Here is a 16,391-nt window from a genome sequence, read left to right on the forward strand (position 1 = left end):
TCCAGCCTGCGGGTTGTCCCGCAGGCCAGCAGTCACGAAGATTATGCGTCGAACGGGTCGCGCAGGATCATCGTTTCAGTACGATCAGGGCCGGTAGAGATAATGTCGATCGGCACTTCGGTCAGTTCTTCAATACGCTTGATGTAATTCAGCGCTGCCTGCGGCAGACCGCTACGCTCTTTCACACCGAACGTCGTTTCAGACCAGCCTGGCATGGTTTCGTAGATTGGCTCGATGCCTTTCCAGTCATCCGCAGCCAGCGGAGTGGTGGTCACTTCGCGACCATCAGGCATACGGTAGCCTACGCAGAGTTTCACCTCTTTCAGACCGTCCAGCACGTCCAGTTTGGTCAGGCAGAAGCCAGACAGGGAGTTAATCTGTACTGCGCGACGCACGGCTACCACGTCCAGCCAGCCGGTACGACGACGACGACCGGTGGTCGCGCCAAACTCGTTACCCTGCTTGCACAGGAACTCGCCGGTTTCATCAAACAGCTCAGTCGGGAATGGACCCGCACCCACGCGAGTGGAGTAAGCTTTGATGATGCCCAGAACGTAATCCACATAACGTGGACCCAGACCAGAACCGGTCGCAACGCCACCTGCTGTGGTGTTAGAGGAGGTAACGTACGGATAGGTACCGTGGTCGATGTCCAGCAGCGTACCCTGCGCACCTTCGAACATGACGAAATCGCCACGCTTGCGCGCCTGGTCCAGCAGATCGGACACATCAACAACCATACCGGTCAGAATGTCAGCAATCGCCATGACGTTATCCAGCACTTTCTGGTAGTCAACAGCGTCAGCTTTATAGAAATTCACCAGTTGGAAGTTGTGATATTCCATCACTTCTTTCAGTTTTTCAGCGAACGTCTCTTTATCAAACAGATCGCCCACGCGCAGACCGCGACGAGCAACTTTGTCTTCATAAGCCGGGCCGATACCACGACCGGTCGTGCCGATCGCTTTCGCGCCACGCGCTTTTTCACGCGCTACGTCCAGCGCCACGTGATAATCAAGGATCAGCGGGCAGGCTTCGGAGAGCAGCAGACGCTCGCGAACGGGGATACCACGGTCTTCCAGACCTTTCATCTCTTTCATCAGAGCAGCCGGAGACAGCACAACGCCGTTACCGATGATGCTGGTGACGTTTTCGCGAAGAATGCCTGATGGAATAAGATGGAGGACGGTTTTTTCACCGTTGATTACGAGAGTATGGCCTGCGTTGTGACCGCCCTGGTAGCGTACAACATATTTAGCCCGTTCAGTCAGAAGATCAACAATCTTCCCTTTACCTTCGTCACCCCATTGGGTGCCCAGTACGACGACGTTGTTACCCATTTTTTTCAAAATCACCGTTTGCTTAAAAATGGATTCTACCATCGCTTTTTCAGATATACAGCACTTTTTGACCTCAAAATACGCCAAACCAGATTACTTTTTGATCAGCCAATCGTTTTCCTCAACATGTAGTAGATAACGATGCCGGCAACCACAAGTCCGCCCCCAAATCGACGCAAAATATTATCCGGCAACTGGCTCAGAGAGGCTATCATCCGACGCCATGCACGCGGATAAAGCATCGGTCCAAGGCCTTCCAGCACCAGAACCAGGGCCAGCGCAAGCCAAATCGTTGAATTCATTTTTCATCCTTATAAAAGAAAACCACCGCTCCGTTGAGAGCGGTGGTTTGAATACTCAAACTGGCCTGAGTTTATCGCGTTGCGTTAGCCGGCGTCTTCATGTAACGGAAGAAATCGCTGTCCGGGCTGAGCACCATCACATCCTGGTTGCTCTGGAAGCTGTTCTCGTAAGCACGCAGGCTACGGATAAAGGCGTAGAAGTCGGGATCCTGGCTGAAGGCATCGGCAAACAGTTTTGCCGCTTCGGCATCCCCTTCACCGCGCAGAATACGGCCCTGACGCTCAGATTCTGCCAGCGTCTTGGTCACTTCGTAATCCGCTGCCGCACGCAGTTTCTCCGCCTCTTCCTGACCTTGTGAACGATGACGACGGGCTACCGCTTCACGCTCGGCGCGCATACGGTTGTAAATCGCCTCGGACACTTCCGCTGGCAGGTTGATCTGCTTGATACGGACGTCGACCACTTCGATACCCAGAGCAGCCATACTGTTCGGGTTGATCACCGGCACTTTGCCGTTGGTTTCAGCCTGAACGCGTTCTGCCGCTTTGGCAATGGCATCATCCGCTGCCGGGGTGGTGACTTCGTCTTCGGTTCCTGCAGAACCGGAGTTCAGCGCATCACGCACTTCCAGCGTCAGACGACCACGGGAGTCGGTGACGATGTCTTTCACATCCAGACGACCAATCTCAGAGCGCAGACGGTCAGAGAACTTACGTTTCAACAGCACTTCCGCCTGAGAAACGTCGCCACCGCCCGTTGCCAGGTAGTAGCGGCTGAAATCACTGATACGCCATTTGATGTAGGAATCAACGATCAGGTCTTTCTTCTCTTTGGTCACGAAACGGTCGGCCTGGTTATCCATGGTCTGGATACGGGCGTCGAGCGTTTTCACCGATTCAATCAGTGGCATTTTAAAGTGCAGGCCCGGCTCAAACACCAGCGGCTTGTTCTCGCTGTCGCGCAGAACTTTACCAAAACGCAGGGTAATTCCACGCTCGCCCTCTTTCACCACAAAGATAGAGGTATAAAGCACGACCAATACGATGATGATGATCGCAATAACTGACTTACGCATCCTTATTCCCCCTGACGCTGGTAGTCGTTACGCTGCGCGTTAGCACGGCGTTGGTCCATAATGTCACCATCGTTCGAAGAAGGCGTGGTTGTGGCGCTTGAGCTACCGGATGCCGCAGGTGGCAGACGCAGCAGGTTGTTGGCACCACTGGTATCCGCCTTTGCCGCCGGCGCCGAACCGCCTTTCAGCATCTGATCCAACGGCAGTACCATCAGGTTTCCACCTTTGCTGTCGTTAACCAGTACCTTACGCGTATGGCTCAGCACTTTTTCCATGGTCTCAATATAAAGACGTTCACGGGTAATCTCCGGAGCCGCTTTATATTCTGGCAAAATCTTCGCGAAACGCGCCACTTCACCCTGAGCTTCCAGGACGGTCTGGGTTTTATACGCACGCGCTTCTTCAAGAATACGCTGCGCCTGACCGTTAGCACGTGGCTGAACTTCGTTGGTGTACGCTTCCGCTTCACGGATGTACTGTTGTTCGTTTTCACGGGCGGCAATCGCGTCATCAAACGCGGCCTTCACCTCTTCCGGCGGACGAGCAGCCTGGAAGTTGACATCCAGCAGGGTGATACCCATGTTGTACGGGCGAATGGTCTCTTCCAGCTCACGCTGGGTATCGCTACGAATAACGGTACGACCTTCGGTCAGAATGCGGTCCATGGTGTATTTACCGATCACACCGCGCAGCGCACTGTCTGTGGCCTGGCGCAGACTGTCATCTGCACTGGTCACGCTAAACAGGTAGTGCTGCGGATCGGTGACGCGGTACTGGACGTTCATCTCAACGCGCACAACGTTCTCGTCGGAGGTCAGCATCACGCCGGAGGCCGCCAGTTCACGGACAGACTCCACGTTCACCGCGGTCACGTCGTCAATGAAAGTCGGTTTCCAGTTCAGACCTGGTTCAACCAGATGGCTGAACTTACCGAAACGGGTGACCACACCGCGTTCCGCTTCTTTAATGGTGTAGAACCCACTGGCAGCCCAGATGATCACCACGGCAGCGGCAACAATGCCCACCACGCGGCCCCCTAACTGCGGGCGCGGCCCCTGAGTGGAACCCCCACCAGAGCCAGAACCTTTACCTCCGCCAAGACCACCAAGCTTCTTGCTTAGCTTGCGGAAGATATCATCCAGATCCGGCGGCCCCTGCTCGCGACCACCTTTGTTGCCATTTCCCCCAGAGTTGCCGCCTTGATTATTGCTGCTTCCCCACGGGTCGCGGTCTTGTCCGTTATTACCGGGCTGATTCCACGCCATGTATATGCTCCATATTTGTTATGCAAGGGCGAATTATTCAGGCATCCCCTTTCTGATCAGACGATATAGTCGACCAGCGCAGGTTCTTGTTTACAGAGGCGACGCCAGTCAACGATCGGCAAACGCACCTGCATCCCCACGCTGCCGTCATCCTCCATCCACTCTTTTTCTATCGCCTGAAGCTGATAAAACCGGCTGCGCAGCCTGCCTTCCTGTGGCGGCAATCGCAGCGTGTGCTGGGCTACCTCACCGGAAAGACGTTCTGTCAAAGCCTGGAAAAGCAGTGGCACACCAATACCGGTCTGAGCGGAAAGCCAGACCCGAATCGGTTTGTTCTCTTCATCTCGGTCGATACGCGGCTCAAAATCCTCCAGCATATCGATCTTGTTCATCACCAACAGCGTTGGGATGTCGTCGGCGTCGATCTCGTCGAGCACCACGTTTACCGCGTCGATGTTCTCCTGCAAGCGAACGTCTGCAGCATCAATGACGTGCAGCAGCAGGGTCGCCTGACGCGTCTCCTGCAGGGTGGCTTTAAACGCAGCCACCAGGTCATGCGGCAGGTGACGGATAAACCCTACGGTATCCGCCAGCACCGTTTCACCGACGTCGGCGACGTCAATACGACGCAATGTGGGGTCCAGGGTCGCAAACAGCTGGTCTGCGGCATAAACCTGGGCCTCAGTAATCTGGTTAAACAGGGTGGATTTACCGGCGTTGGTATACCCCACCAGCGACACCGTCGGGATGTCAGCTTTCGATCGCGCCCGACGTCCTTGCTCACGCTGTTTTTCAACGCGTTCCAGACGTGAAAGGATCTGGGTAATACGGCCACGCAACAGACGGCGGTCGGTTTCAAGCTGGGTCTCACCCGGACCGCGCAAACCAATCCCGCCCTTTTGTCTTTCAAGGTGGGTCCAGCCACGCACAAGTCGCGTTGCCAGATGGCGCAACTGCGCCAGCTCAACCTGCAGCTTACCTTCGTGAGTACGCGCACGTTGAGCGAAAATATCTAAAATCAAACCCGTGCGATCGATAACACGGCATTCGCAAAGACGTTCCAGGTTACGTTCCTGAGCCGGAGACAGCGCATGATCAAACAACACGACTGACGCGCCGGTTGCTTTTACGGCATCCGCAATTTCAACTGCTTTACCTTCACCAACAAAATACTTTGGGTGCGGCGCTTTACGGCTACCGGTAATCACCTGCATTGCTTCGACACCGGCGGAAGAGACCAGAGATTCAAACTCCTGGAGGTCTTCCATATCTTTGTCTTGCGTAAAATAGATGTGTACCAGCACCGCCTGCTCACCGGCATCATAACGGTCAAACAAGCGTAAATTCCTCAAAAAAGATCAGCGGGGAACGCAGGATCCCTGGCTCCCCGTGTGGATAACAGCCCGAAACCTTATTCGGTATCTTCGCTGTCCTGCGCAGGAGAAGAAGAACCCTGCGCGCTGCTGCCATGATGGTAGTTACTACCCGTGCCGCCGCCAGTGTTATTGCTGTGATGGGATACCGGACGAGACGGAACAACTGTAGAAATAGCGTGCTTATAGACCATCTGACTGACCGTGTTTTTCAACAGGATCACGAACTGATCGAAAGATTCAATCTGACCTTGCAGCTTAATACCATTCACCAAATAAATAGAAACTGGAACACGTTCCCGACGCAATGCGTTCAGGAACGGATCTTGTAAAGATTGCCCCTTAGCCATTCTATCTTTTCCTTATATGCTTGTTTTGTACTTAGAACCTTGCGATTCTGAAAAATTGCGCACGATACGACTCAATTGTACACATTCAGTGAGCGATATCACCAACAACCTCAATCACTTCGTTTAACGCCTGTTGCGGTTTTTCACTGACTAACCAGTGAACACCGTCCCAACCGCGCAACCAGGTGATCTGGCGCTTCGCTAACTGTCTCGTGGCGCAAACACCTCGATAAACCATTTCATCATATGAAATCTCGCCTTCAAGATATGACCACATCTGGCGGTATCCCACACAACGAACGGAAGGCATATCCGTATGCAAATCTCCACGGGCAAATAGCGCCCGCACTTCTGCTTCAAAATCTGAAGCTAACATCTGATGAAAACGCTGCTCAATTCGTTGATGGAGCAGTTCACGGCTCGCCGGGGCGATGGCGAACTGATGCACCTGATACGGCAGAGCGTCTCCTGACGTTTGCGTCAGTTCCGTTAAAGTTTTACCCGAAATGAAAAAAACTTCCAGTGCCCGGGAAAGCCTTTGCGGATCATTTGGATGGATCCGTGCTGCGGCAACCGGGTCAATCTCGGCCAGTTGCTTATGCAAAACGTCCCATCCCTGCTCTGCCGCCTGCTGCTCAATTTTTGCTCTTACTTCAGGATCCGCTGATGGCAGAGGTGAAAGCCCCTCCAGCAACGCCTTGAAATAAAGCATGGTTCCGCCAACCAACAGCGGTATACGTCCCGCCGCCGTTATCTCGGCCATCTCGGCTAACGCATCGCGGCGGAAATCCGCTGCGGAGTATGCCTGAGCCGGGTCGAGAATATCCAGCAAACGATGCGGTGCCGCACGCAGTTCGTCTGCGTCAGGCTTCGCCGTGCCGATGTCCATCCCTCGGTAGATAAGGGCAGAATCGACACTAATCAACTCTACAGGCAAAACTTTACGCAACTCAATGGCCAGTGCCGTTTTGCCGGAGGCCGTGGGGCCCATTAAAAAAATCGCCTTTGGCAGGCTCGCCTTGCTTATGTCAATCATGTTTCAGGGCATTCATCGCCGTTTGTAAATCAACAGGTTGTAATAACCCACCTGGCGGTGTCTTCACCAGATGCGGACAAAGGCGTTCAACCTCCGCCAGCACGCTAATGGCCTGCGCCATACTCCACGGCGCATGTTCGCTTGCCAGATGGCGGGCGATCCACTGCGCGGTGTTGGCGGCATCAAACGACGTTTGCTGCGCCAGGTAGCCTATCAGTTCAGGAATCAAGTTTTGTAAATTTTGTTGGCGTAAGGGTAAAGGCACTGCGCGAATGGTCACATGTTGTGGTTCGAGCACCATTTCAATGCCCATCTGCGCCAACAGGGCCTCTGCGCGACGCAGTACCCCTGTTTCTTCAGGGGATATTTTTAGCCGGACGGGGATCAGCAGCGGTTGCGCACAGGCCGCGTTTTCACCCGGCGTAAGCTGCACTTGTTTAAGCCAGCGTTCCGCCACCGGCAATGCCAGAAGCATCACGTGGCCTTCGCGCTCCAGCAACGCCATATCCGGTGCGATAATCGTCAGAACCCGGCCAAAACTCTGGCTGTGGCCGTCCAGTGAAGGCGCTGGCACCGCGACAGGCGCTTTGCGCTCCACCGCGGGGGTTTCCAGCAATTTCCGGTACAACGCTCCCTGCTGTTTTTGATAGCCAGGTTGGGCATTCGGATAGTTCGCTCCCGTTGGGCGCGGTGTGCTACCCGCAGCAGAGAAACGCGGGGCATCCGGCTCACGCGCCACGGCAGGTTCAGCAAAATGGTTCCGGCCCGCTGCAACACGGTTTTCCGGAAACGCGCGCGGGGCGGGTTCTTCTTTTTCCAGCGGCAGCGTCGGTTCAGCCTGCTGTTGCAATACGCTCAGCACGCCCTGATAGATAAAATCATGCACCAGACGTGACTGGTGGAACCGCACTTCATGCTTGGCAGGATGGACGTTAACGTCCACCTGGTGTGGATCGATTTCTAGATAGAGCACAAACGCCGGTTGCTGATCTGCGCCCAGTTTATCTTCACAGGCCTGACGAATGGCGTGGTTGATGAGGCGGTCACGCATCATGCGGCCGTTCACGTAGCAATACTGGATCTCAGCGAAGGCGGCGCTGCTCGCGTTGGGGTCAGCCACCCAGCCGCGCATGGCCAAATCGCCATGCTGCCACTCAATGGCCAGCGCGTGCTCGAGGAACGGTACGCCGCAGATAGCGCCCAAGCGGCGCTCTTTCTGCCCACCTTCAACCACGGCGCGGTACTGGCGCATGACTTTGCCGTTATGGCTAAGGTTAATGGTCACGTCAAACCGCGCCAGGGCAATGCGACGAATGATCTCATCGATATGCCCAAACTCGGTTTTTTCGGTACGCATAAACTTGCGTCGGGCGGGGGTGTTATAAAACAGATCCAGCACTTCCAGCGTCGTACCGACCGGGTGCGCCGCTGGTTTAATCGTCACGTCCATATCACGCCCTTCGGCGTACGCCTGCCAGGCTTCCTGCTGTTCAGCGGTACGGGAGGTGAGCGTGAGACGGGAAACGGAGCTGATACTGGCCAGCGCTTCCCCGCGAAAACCGAGGCTGATGATCGCTTCCAGGTCATCAAGAGAGGCAATTTTACTGGTGGCATGACGCGCCAGCGCTAACGCCAGCTCGTCTTTTTTAATTCCACAGCCGTTGTCACGAATGCGAATCAGCTTTGCGCCGCCGCGTTCGATATCAATATCAATGCGGGTGGCCCCCGCATCAAGGCTGTTTTCTACCAGCTCCTTCACCACCGATGCAGGGCGCTCCACCACCTCACCGGCGGCGATTTGGTTCGCGAGCTGCGGCGGTAGAACCTGAATCGGCATGAATTCTCCTTAGTTGGTCGCGGTCATCTCACCTGGCTGCGCTGCGCTGGCCGTCTGGGCGGCACCGCCCTGTGGCGCGGACTGCAGCGGATGCGCATCAAAGTATTTACGCAGACCGTTATAGATCGCTTCGGCAATTTGCTGCTGATAGCTGTCGCTGCCCAGCAGGCGTTCTTCAGCGTTATTACTGATAAAGCCTGTTTCCACCAGAATCGATGGAATATCCGGCGATCGCAGAACGCCAAGGCTCGCATGCTCCGGACGGCGCTTGTGCAATGACCCGATACCCTGCAGCTGATTCAATACATTTGTGGCGACATCATACCCGACGCGCTGGGAATGACCGAATTGTAAATCCAGCACCGCCTGGCTGAGATACGGATCGGCCTGGCTGTTTGCCAGCACATCACCCGCTCCACCTAACAGTTCGGACTGTTTCTCGTGCTCTTCAAGCCAGTTTGCCATTTCACTGTTCGCCCGACGGTTTGACAGCACCCACACTGAGGCTCCCGTGGCGTTACGGTTTGGCGCGGCATCCGCATGAATGGACACCAGGAAATTGGCATTTTGCTTACGTGCCACATCCGAGCGGCCCATCACCGAGATAAAGTAATCGCCGTCGCGCGTCAGCACGCCTTTAAACATAGGGTCGTCATTTAGCAGCGTCCGCAGCTTACGGGCAACCGCGATGGTGACATTTTTCTCCCGCGTACCGCCCGGGCCAATTGCGCCGGGATCCTGACCGCCGTGCCCCGCATCAATGGCGATAATCACTTTATCACCGCTGACCGCGCGACGTGCGCTGGCCGCCGGCCGCGTCACGGTATTGCTGCTGGTAACGCTGGTAATGCGGTCGCTGTCCGTTTTAAACGGATTACGTGCCGGTTCAGATGGGCGCGGAGTATAAACCGGCGCTTCCACGCGTTTCGCCACCACTGGTGGAGGCGGAGGCGGCGGAGGGGCGTCAGCGTTGATGGTAAAGACCACCGTATAATTCGCACCGTTTTGCTGCTTAACCGCTCTGGTTTTACCCTTTTCGGTTAGGTCGACCACCAGACGCAATGACTGGCTATCTTTTGGCGAGCCGGAACGAATGCTTTTAACCAGATTATTGCCGCTGAACTGGAGCGGTAACCCCTGGATAACCCCGGTTTGTTTGATATCCAGCGCCACGCTGTGGCTGTCTGGCTGTGAAAAAGCATATTCCGGATCGCCCATAAAGCTGAACGTGATCCTGGCCTGGCTTTCGCCGTTCGACACCTGAATATCCGACAGGCTTGCCGCCCCGGCCTGCGCGCACAGCAGCACCGTGGTAGCCAATAACCAACCTTTAACGCGACTAATCATCCCGTCATCCCTACGCTTAACCGGCCAGACGCGCCAGTAAGGAACTACCTGATGAGGAAACAGCACTGATGCGTGCCTCACGCCCTTGTGCCTGGTAATCTAAGTGAATTTCGACATCCGGGTCAGGCAACACACCCGCACCTTGTTGCGGCCACTCCACCAGGCAGATGGCATCATTGGCAAAATAATCACGGATCCCCATAAATTCCAGCTCCTCGGGATCCGCAAGGCGGTATAAATCAAAGTGGTACACCATGAGATTTTCAAGGGTGTACGGTTCTACCAGCGTGTAGGTTGGGCTTTTCACATTGCCTTTATGGCCTAACGCCTGCAGAAAACCCCGGCTGAAGGTGGTTTTACCCGCACCTAAATCACCATACAGATAAATGACGGTTGCCCCCTGACAGGCCTGTGCCACGCGTTTGCCAAGATCTAAAGTGGCTTGTTCATCAGGTAAAGAAATCGCTCGATTAGTCATTTTCTACGTCAATCACATCCGGGTTAACAACACGCCGTAGCGTACAAAAAAGATCGGTGGCCAGCATTCCGCGTGTACCGTAACGTGCCGCCAGCTTATCCGCCGCGACACCATGGGCCACGCAGCCAGCGCAGGCTGCATCATAAAGGGGAAGTTTCTGTCCAAGCAATGCGCCAATGATGCCGGAAAGCACATCGCCCATTCCGCCGCTCGCCATGCCCGCATTTCCGGCATCGACAATGCCCAGCGCCTCGTCGCTGGCGACAACGGTTCCTGCCCCTTTCAGAACGGCGACACCTCCGTAACGTTTTACCAGACGCCGGGCAGAAAGTAAGCGATCGCTTTCAATTTCTGCCACGCTGCAGTTAAGCAGGCGCGCGGCTTCGCCGGGGTGCGGCGTCAGAATGCGATTGTGACGCTTATCAGGATTGATTGCCAGAAGGTTCAGCGCGTCGGCATCCCACAGCATCGGTTTACGAAAATTCTCGACCTTCTGCAGGGCCTGTTTCCCCCAGGCCTGCTGCCCAAGCCCCGGGCCAATGACCACGACATCTGCCCATTCGAGACTCTCTTCAAGCGACTGCGGCGTCAATTCATGCACCATCAGCTCCGGACGGGCCGTAATAATTGGCGCACTATTTTCGATGCGCGTCAGCACCCGCACTAAACCGGCACCGCAACGCAATGCCGCTTCCCCCGTCATGCGGATAGCCCCCGCCGTACCGTGGTCACCTCCAATGATCACCAGCCTGCCGTGATCGCCTTTATGGGACGTCGGGCGGCGCGGCGGTAGCCACTGTGCCAGCAGCGAAGCATCAACGCGCGAAACGTGGGTTTCCTGCCCGGCAAGCCAGCTCTCCAGCCCCAGTGCGTTATGGTGCAACGTTCCCGTGACATCCCGCGCTTTACCAGTGAGCAGCCCCGGTTTCAGGGCGATAAAGGCAACGGTGTGCGCGGCCTGAATCACCGCGCCCGGCGTCGTGCCGGTTTGCGCCATCAGGCCAGAAGGTATATCCAGGGCCACCACCGGCGCGCTGTGGGCATTGGCACGTGCAATCAGGGTGGCAACCGGGTCGCGCGGCGCACTGCGTAGTCCGGTGCCCAGCAGGCCATCAATAATCACATCAATCTCTTCCGGCCAGACGATATCGGTGGCATGAATAACACCGCCCGCGTTCAGCCAGGCTTCCCGCGCCGCACTGGCCTCTTCTGGCAGCGGTTTATCGCTCTCCAGCGCCAGCAACGTCACGTGGATCCCGGCGGCAACCGCCAGGCGGGCGACGACATAACCGTCACCGCCGTTATTGCCGTGTCCGCATAAAATCAGCCATTGCGACGATTCAGGGTAAGCCGTGCGGGTAACGTTAAACGCCGCTTCGCCCGCGCGTTGCATCAGTTCATACAGGGTAATGCCGAGGCTATCTGCGGCCTCTTTTTCGGCGTGCCGGAGGTCATCCGCATGCCAGATGGAATGTGGTATACTTTCGGGGTTTTTCTTCACAGTATGGTCCGTCATGTCACAGCCCCTCGATCTCAATGAATTAGCGCAAAAAATTAAACAGTGGGGTGCTGAGCTTGGCTTCCAGAAGGTCGGTATCACCGATACCGACCTTTCCGCCAGCGAGCCGAAACTGCAGGCATGGCTGGATAAACAATACCATGGCGAAATGGAGTGGATGGCGCGTCATGGCATGATGCGTGCCCGCCCACACGAGCTGTTACCCGGTACATTACGCGTCATCAGCGTACGCATGAACTACCTGCCCGCCAACGCGGCGTTTGCTCGCACGTTAAAAAATCCCGCTCTCGGTTACGTAAGCCGGTATGCCCTGGGCCGTGATTACCATAAGCTTCTGCGTAACCGTTTAAAAAAACTCGGGGAAACTATTCAGCAGCACTGTGTGTCGCTGAATTTTAGACCGTTTGTAGACTCTGCGCCTGTTCTTGAGCGCCCGATAGCAGAAAAAGCCGGGCTTGGCTGGACAGGTAAGCACTCACTTATCCTTAGCCGCGATGCCGGATCGTTCTTTTTCCTCGGTGAACTGCTCATAGATTTGCCACTGCCGGTAGATGGTCCGGTAGAGGAAGGTTGCGGGCGCTGCGTGGCCTGCATGACCATCTGCCCGACGGGTGCCATCGTTGAGCCTTATACGGTGGATGCGCGCCGCTGCATCTCCTATCTCACCATTGAACTCGAAGGGGCGATACCGGAAGAATTCCGTCCGCTTATCGGGAACCGTATCTACGGCTGCGATGACTGCCAGCTGATCTGCCCCTGGAATCGTTACTCGCAGCTTACGGATGAAGACGATTTCAGTCCTCGTAAAGCGCTTCATGCGCCTCAGCTTATCGAGCTCTTCGCCTGGAGTGAGGCCTGGTTCCTGAAAGTCACCGAAGGATCCGCCATTCGGCGTATTGGGCATCTGCGCTGGCTACGAAATGTCGCCGTTGCGCTGGGCAATGCGCCCTGGGATGAAGCCAATATTCAGGCGCTCGAAAGTCGCAGAGGTGAGCACCCACTTCTTGATGAACACATAGAATGGGCGATTGCGCAGCAAATCGAGAAGCGCAATGCCTGCGTTGTCGAGGTGCAGCTGCCGAAGAAACAACGGCTGGTGAGAGTGATTGAAAAAGGGCTTGTACGGGATGCTTGATATATTCACAGCCTGTGAATAAAAATAAAAACTCAAGCGCCATCGGGGCTGGCAATGAGGTCAAGTGATCTAAATAACATTTTGAAATGAAATTTACTTCATTAAATTCAGTATGTTACGAAGATATTATTCACCCTGCTAATTTTCTTCTGGTCTGTAACTGAGTAGGGCTTCTGTGGATAACTCTGTTCACAAGAGTATTTCAGATGCAATAGAAAATGTCCCCAACGAAGCATTCCGCTGTGGATAATCTGGAGATGATAAGAATTTGGAGCGGGAAACGAGACTCGAACTCGCGACCCCGACCTTGGCAAGGTCGTGCTCTACCAACTGAGCTATTCCCGCAAATTTGCACTGCTTTTGTTGCTGTCGTAACGTGTATTTCTCTGTCGTTACGGGAGGCGCATTATACGAGAAATCCGTTTAGCTGCAACCCCCCTAAAAGCGTTTTTTGTGAAATTCAGTTCAAGTGATGGAATATTCATCGCTTTGCACGTTTTTACACCATTCATGCGTTCTGTAGGCCGGGTAACGCGCAACGCCCCCGGCAACCGCCTGAATTACAGCTTAATAAAGTTCTCGCGATAATACGCCAGTTCGGCCACGGACTCACGGATATCGTCCATGGCCTGATGCGTTCCCTGCTTTTTAAAGCCATCCAGGATTTCCGGTTTCCAGCGACGCGCCAGCTCTTTCAGGGTGCTCACATCCAGATAGCGGTAATGGAAGTAAGATTCCAGCTCCGGCATGTACTTAAACAGAAAACGGCGATCCTGACCGATGCTGTTACCGCAGATAGGTGATTTGCCCGCCGGAACCCACTGTTTCAGAAACTCAAGCGTTGCCAGCTCCGCCTCGCGATCGCCCATGGTGCTGGCCTTAACGCGCTCCACCAGCCCGCTCCCCGTATGGGTGCGCACGTTCCACTCATCCATTAACGCAAGCTGGTCGTCGGACTGATGAACCGCGATAGTCGGCCCTTCCGCCAGAATATTCAGGTTGGCATCGGTCACCAGGGTTGCAATCTCAATAATGCGATCGCGCTCGGGATCCAGCCCGGTCATTTCAAGATCGATCCAAATCAGGTTGTTTTCATCCGCGCTCATGTTATTTTCCACCCTTCTCGCATAACCGGCTGTAGCAGGTTAACTAGTATTAATTAGAGTGTATCATAGAGGTTTTGCCCCTTACGGGCGACCAGGAGCCAGCGCGATTGAGTAAAAATAAACTCTCCAAAGGGCAGCAGCGCCGTGTGAATGCCAATCACCAGCGCCGTCTTAAAACCACTTCGGAGAAGGTCGAGTACGACGACAACCTGTTTGGCGAACCGATGGAAGGCATCGTCATCAGCCGTTTCGGTATGCACGCCGACGTGGAATCCGCCAACGGTGAGATTCACCGCTGCAACATCCGCCGGACGATTCGTTCTCTGGTGACCGGCGATCGCGTGGTCTGGCGCCCGGGTAAAGAAGCGGCGGAAGGCGTCACGGTAAAAGGCATCGTTGAGGCGGTCCACGCGCGTACGTCGGTACTGACCCGTCCCGATTTCTACGACGGGGTTAAACCTATCGCAGCTAACATTAACCAGATCGTTATCGTCTCGGCGATTTTGCCCGAACTTTCGCTCAATATTATCGACCGATACCTTGTCGCCTGTGAAACGCTGCAGGTTGAACCGATCATCGTACTTAACAAAATCGATCTGCTCGATGAAGACGGTATGAACTTCGTCAACGAGCAGATGGATATCTACCGTAACATCGGGTATCGCGTTCTGATGGTTTCCAGCTATACCAAAGATGGTCTGAAACCGCTTGAAGAGGCGCTTACCGATCGCATCAGCATCTTTGCGGGACAGTCCGGTGTGGGCAAATCAAGCCTGCTGAACAACCTTCTCGGCCTCCAGCAAGAGATCGTGACCAACGATGTGTCTGATGTTTCTGGCCTGGGCCAGCACACCACGACCGCGTCACGCCTGTATCACTTCCCGCACGGCGGCGATGTCATTGACTCCCCGGGCGTGCGTGAATTCGGTTTGTGGCACCTTGAGCCGGAACAAATCTTCAACGGATTTGTCGAATTCCATGATTATTTAGGTGCTTGCAAATACCGCGACTGTAAACATGACAATGACCCGGGCTGCGCTATCCGTGAAGCGGTCGAGAAAGGCGAAATAGCGGAGACCCGCTTTGAAAACTACCACCGCATTCTCGAGAGCATGGATCAGGTAAAAACGCGTAAAAACTTTTCTGATTCTGATAACTGACAACTAAGCTAAGCATCGCTAAAATCGTCCCCTTTTTTCAGGTTCCGGCGCTTTGCGGCCGGATCAGGAACGACAAAACAATGGCCTGGAGGCTACCTTGTTAAACTCATTTAAACTTTCGCTTCAATACATTCTGCCGAAACTGTGGCTCACTCGCCTGGCGGGCTGGGGCGCGAGCAAACGAGCGGGCTGGCTGACCAAACTGGTCATCGACCTTTTCGTAAAATATTACAAGGTCGACATGAAAGAGGCGCAGAAGCCGGATACCGCCAGCTACCGCACCTTCAACGAGTTTTTCGTCCGCCCACTGCGCGACGACGTGCGCCCGCTGAATACGGACCCTAACGTGCTGGTGATGCCTGCAGATGGCGTGATTAGCCAACTGGGTCACATCGAAGACGACAAAATTCTGCAGGCGAAAGGCCATAACTACAGCCTGGAAGCGTTGCTGGCAGGTAACTACCTGATGGCGGATCTGTTCCGTAACGGGACCTTCGCGACCACCTATCTCTCACCGCGCGACTATCACCGCGTGCACATGCCGTGCAACGGCATCCTGCGTGAAATGATCTACGTTCCGGGCGATCTGTTCTCCGTGAACCACCTCACGGCGCAGAACGTACCTAACCTGTTCGCCCGTAACGAACGCGTCATTTGCCTGTTTGATACTGAATTCGGTCCTATGGCGCAGATTCTGGTGGGCGCGACCATTGTCGGCAGCATTGAAACCGTCTGGGCTGGCACCATCACCCCACCACGTGAAGGCGTGATCAAGCGCTGGACCTGGCCTGCCGGCGAAGAAGAAGGCTCTGTCGCCCTGCTGAAAGGTCAGGAGATGGGTCGCTTCAAGCTGGGCTCAACCGTTATCAACCTGTTTGCACCGGGTAAAGTTAAGCTGGCCGAACAGCTTGAAAGCCTGTCGGTCACCAAACTGGGTCAGCCGCTGGCCGTCTCTACCGAAACCTTCGTAACGCCGGTGTCAGAACCTGCACCGTTGTCCCAAGAAGAGATCGACGCCGAGCACGACGCCAGCCCGCTGGTTGACGACAAAAAAGACGAAGGCTAAT

Annotated in this window: 15 protein-coding genes and 1 tRNA gene; 3 read left to right on the plus strand and 13 right to left on the minus strand. The window is 55.0% G+C overall.

The window, feature by feature from the left end; translation table 11 throughout:
* Positions 1-41: 41 nt before the first annotated feature.
* From L466_RS00765 to nnr, 11 genes are all read right to left on the minus strand, one after another.
* Positions 42-1,340 carry an adenylosuccinate synthase gene (locus L466_RS00765; protein ID WP_032682073.1) on the minus strand — a complete coding sequence of 433 codons (1,299 nt, stop codon included), beginning with the start codon at positions 1,338-1,340 and terminating at the stop codon, positions 42-44.
* Positions 1,341-1,444: 104 nt separating this feature from the next.
* Positions 1,445-1,642, minus strand: a complete 198-nt coding sequence (locus tag L466_RS00760; protein ID WP_014168315.1) for a DUF2065 domain-containing protein — start codon at positions 1,640-1,642, stop codon at positions 1,445-1,447.
* A 71-nt stretch (positions 1,643-1,713) separates the two neighbouring features.
* A complete protein-coding gene (gene hflC / locus L466_RS00755; protein WP_014168314.1) occupies positions 1,714-2,718 on the minus strand; it encodes a protease modulator HflC in 1,005 nt (334 codons plus the stop codon).
* A gap of 2 nt (positions 2,719-2,720) precedes the next feature.
* Positions 2,721-3,983, minus strand: a complete 1,263-nt coding sequence (gene hflK / locus L466_RS00750; RefSeq protein ID WP_014168313.1) for an FtsH protease activity modulator HflK — start codon at positions 3,981-3,983, stop codon at positions 2,721-2,723.
* Between the two features lie 56 nt (positions 3,984-4,039).
* The gene (gene hflX, locus L466_RS00745; RefSeq protein WP_020882944.1) at positions 4,040-5,320 is read right to left on the minus strand and encodes a ribosome rescue GTPase HflX; all 1,281 of its coding nucleotides are present in this window, start codon (positions 5,318-5,320) and stop codon (positions 4,040-4,042) included.
* A 74-nt stretch (positions 5,321-5,394) separates the two neighbouring features.
* Positions 5,395-5,706, minus strand: a complete 312-nt coding sequence (gene hfq, locus L466_RS00740; RefSeq protein WP_014168311.1) for an RNA chaperone Hfq — start codon at positions 5,704-5,706, stop codon at positions 5,395-5,397.
* A gap of 85 nt (positions 5,707-5,791) precedes the next feature.
* Positions 5,792-6,742 (minus strand): tRNA (adenosine(37)-N6)-dimethylallyltransferase MiaA, encoded by a 951-nt coding sequence (gene miaA / locus L466_RS00735; RefSeq protein ID WP_032681876.1) that lies wholly within the window; start codon positions 6,740-6,742, stop codon positions 5,792-5,794.
* A complete protein-coding gene (gene mutL, locus L466_RS00730) occupies positions 6,735-8,579 on the minus strand; it encodes a DNA mismatch repair endonuclease MutL (protein WP_032681877.1) in 1,845 nt (614 codons plus the stop codon). The genes miaA and mutL overlap by 8 nt, the downstream gene beginning before the upstream one ends.
* Positions 8,580-8,588: 9 nt before the next feature.
* Positions 8,589-9,926, minus strand: coding sequence for an N-acetylmuramoyl-L-alanine amidase AmiB (gene amiB / locus L466_RS00725; protein ID WP_032681878.1), 1,338 nt, complete (start codon positions 9,924-9,926; stop codon positions 8,589-8,591).
* Positions 9,927-9,942: 16 nt separating this feature from the next.
* Positions 9,943-10,404, minus strand: coding sequence for a tRNA (adenosine(37)-N6)-threonylcarbamoyltransferase complex ATPase subunit type 1 TsaE (tsaE, locus tag L466_RS00720; RefSeq protein WP_020882947.1), 462 nt, complete (start codon positions 10,402-10,404; stop codon positions 9,943-9,945).
* Positions 10,397-11,920 (minus strand): bifunctional ADP-dependent NAD(P)H-hydrate dehydratase/NAD(P)H-hydrate epimerase, encoded by a 1,524-nt coding sequence (gene nnr / locus L466_RS00715; RefSeq protein WP_032681879.1) that lies wholly within the window; start codon positions 11,918-11,920, stop codon positions 10,397-10,399. The genes tsaE and nnr overlap by 8 nt, the downstream gene beginning before the upstream one ends.
* On the opposite strand from nnr, the gene queG reads away from it, so the two are divergent.
* Positions 11,919-13,058, plus strand: a complete 1,140-nt coding sequence (gene queG / locus L466_RS00710) for a tRNA epoxyqueuosine(34) reductase QueG (RefSeq protein ID WP_020882949.1) — start codon at positions 11,919-11,921, stop codon at positions 13,056-13,058. The two genes, nnr and queG, sit on opposite strands and share 2 nt — an antisense overlap.
* Positions 13,059-13,327: 269 nt before the next feature.
* Here queG and L466_RS00705 read toward each other — a convergent pair.
* Positions 13,328-13,403 (minus strand) — tRNA-Gly (locus tag L466_RS00705).
* Between the two features lie 215 nt (positions 13,404-13,618).
* Entirely contained in the window at positions 13,619-14,164 is a 546-nt protein-coding gene (gene orn, locus L466_RS00700) for an oligoribonuclease (protein WP_013095280.1), read from the minus strand.
* Between the two features lie 107 nt (positions 14,165-14,271).
* Here orn and rsgA point away from each other — a divergent pair, with 107 nt between their 5' ends.
* Both rsgA and asd read left to right on the plus strand, forming a co-directional pair.
* A complete protein-coding gene (gene rsgA, locus L466_RS00695) occupies positions 14,272-15,324 on the plus strand; it encodes a small ribosomal subunit biogenesis GTPase RsgA (RefSeq protein WP_032681881.1) in 1,053 nt (350 codons plus the stop codon).
* 97 nt (positions 15,325-15,421) lie between these two features.
* Positions 15,422-16,390 carry an archaetidylserine decarboxylase gene (gene asd / locus L466_RS00690; RefSeq protein ID WP_032681882.1) on the plus strand — a complete coding sequence of 323 codons (969 nt, stop codon included), beginning with the start codon at positions 15,422-15,424 and terminating at the stop codon, positions 16,388-16,390.
* Position 16,391 lies beyond the last annotated feature (1 nt).

Source organism: Enterobacter sp. BIDMC 30 (assembly GCF_000534355.1).
Taxonomy (GTDB): domain Bacteria; phylum Pseudomonadota; class Gammaproteobacteria; order Enterobacterales; family Enterobacteriaceae; genus Enterobacter; species Enterobacter ludwigii.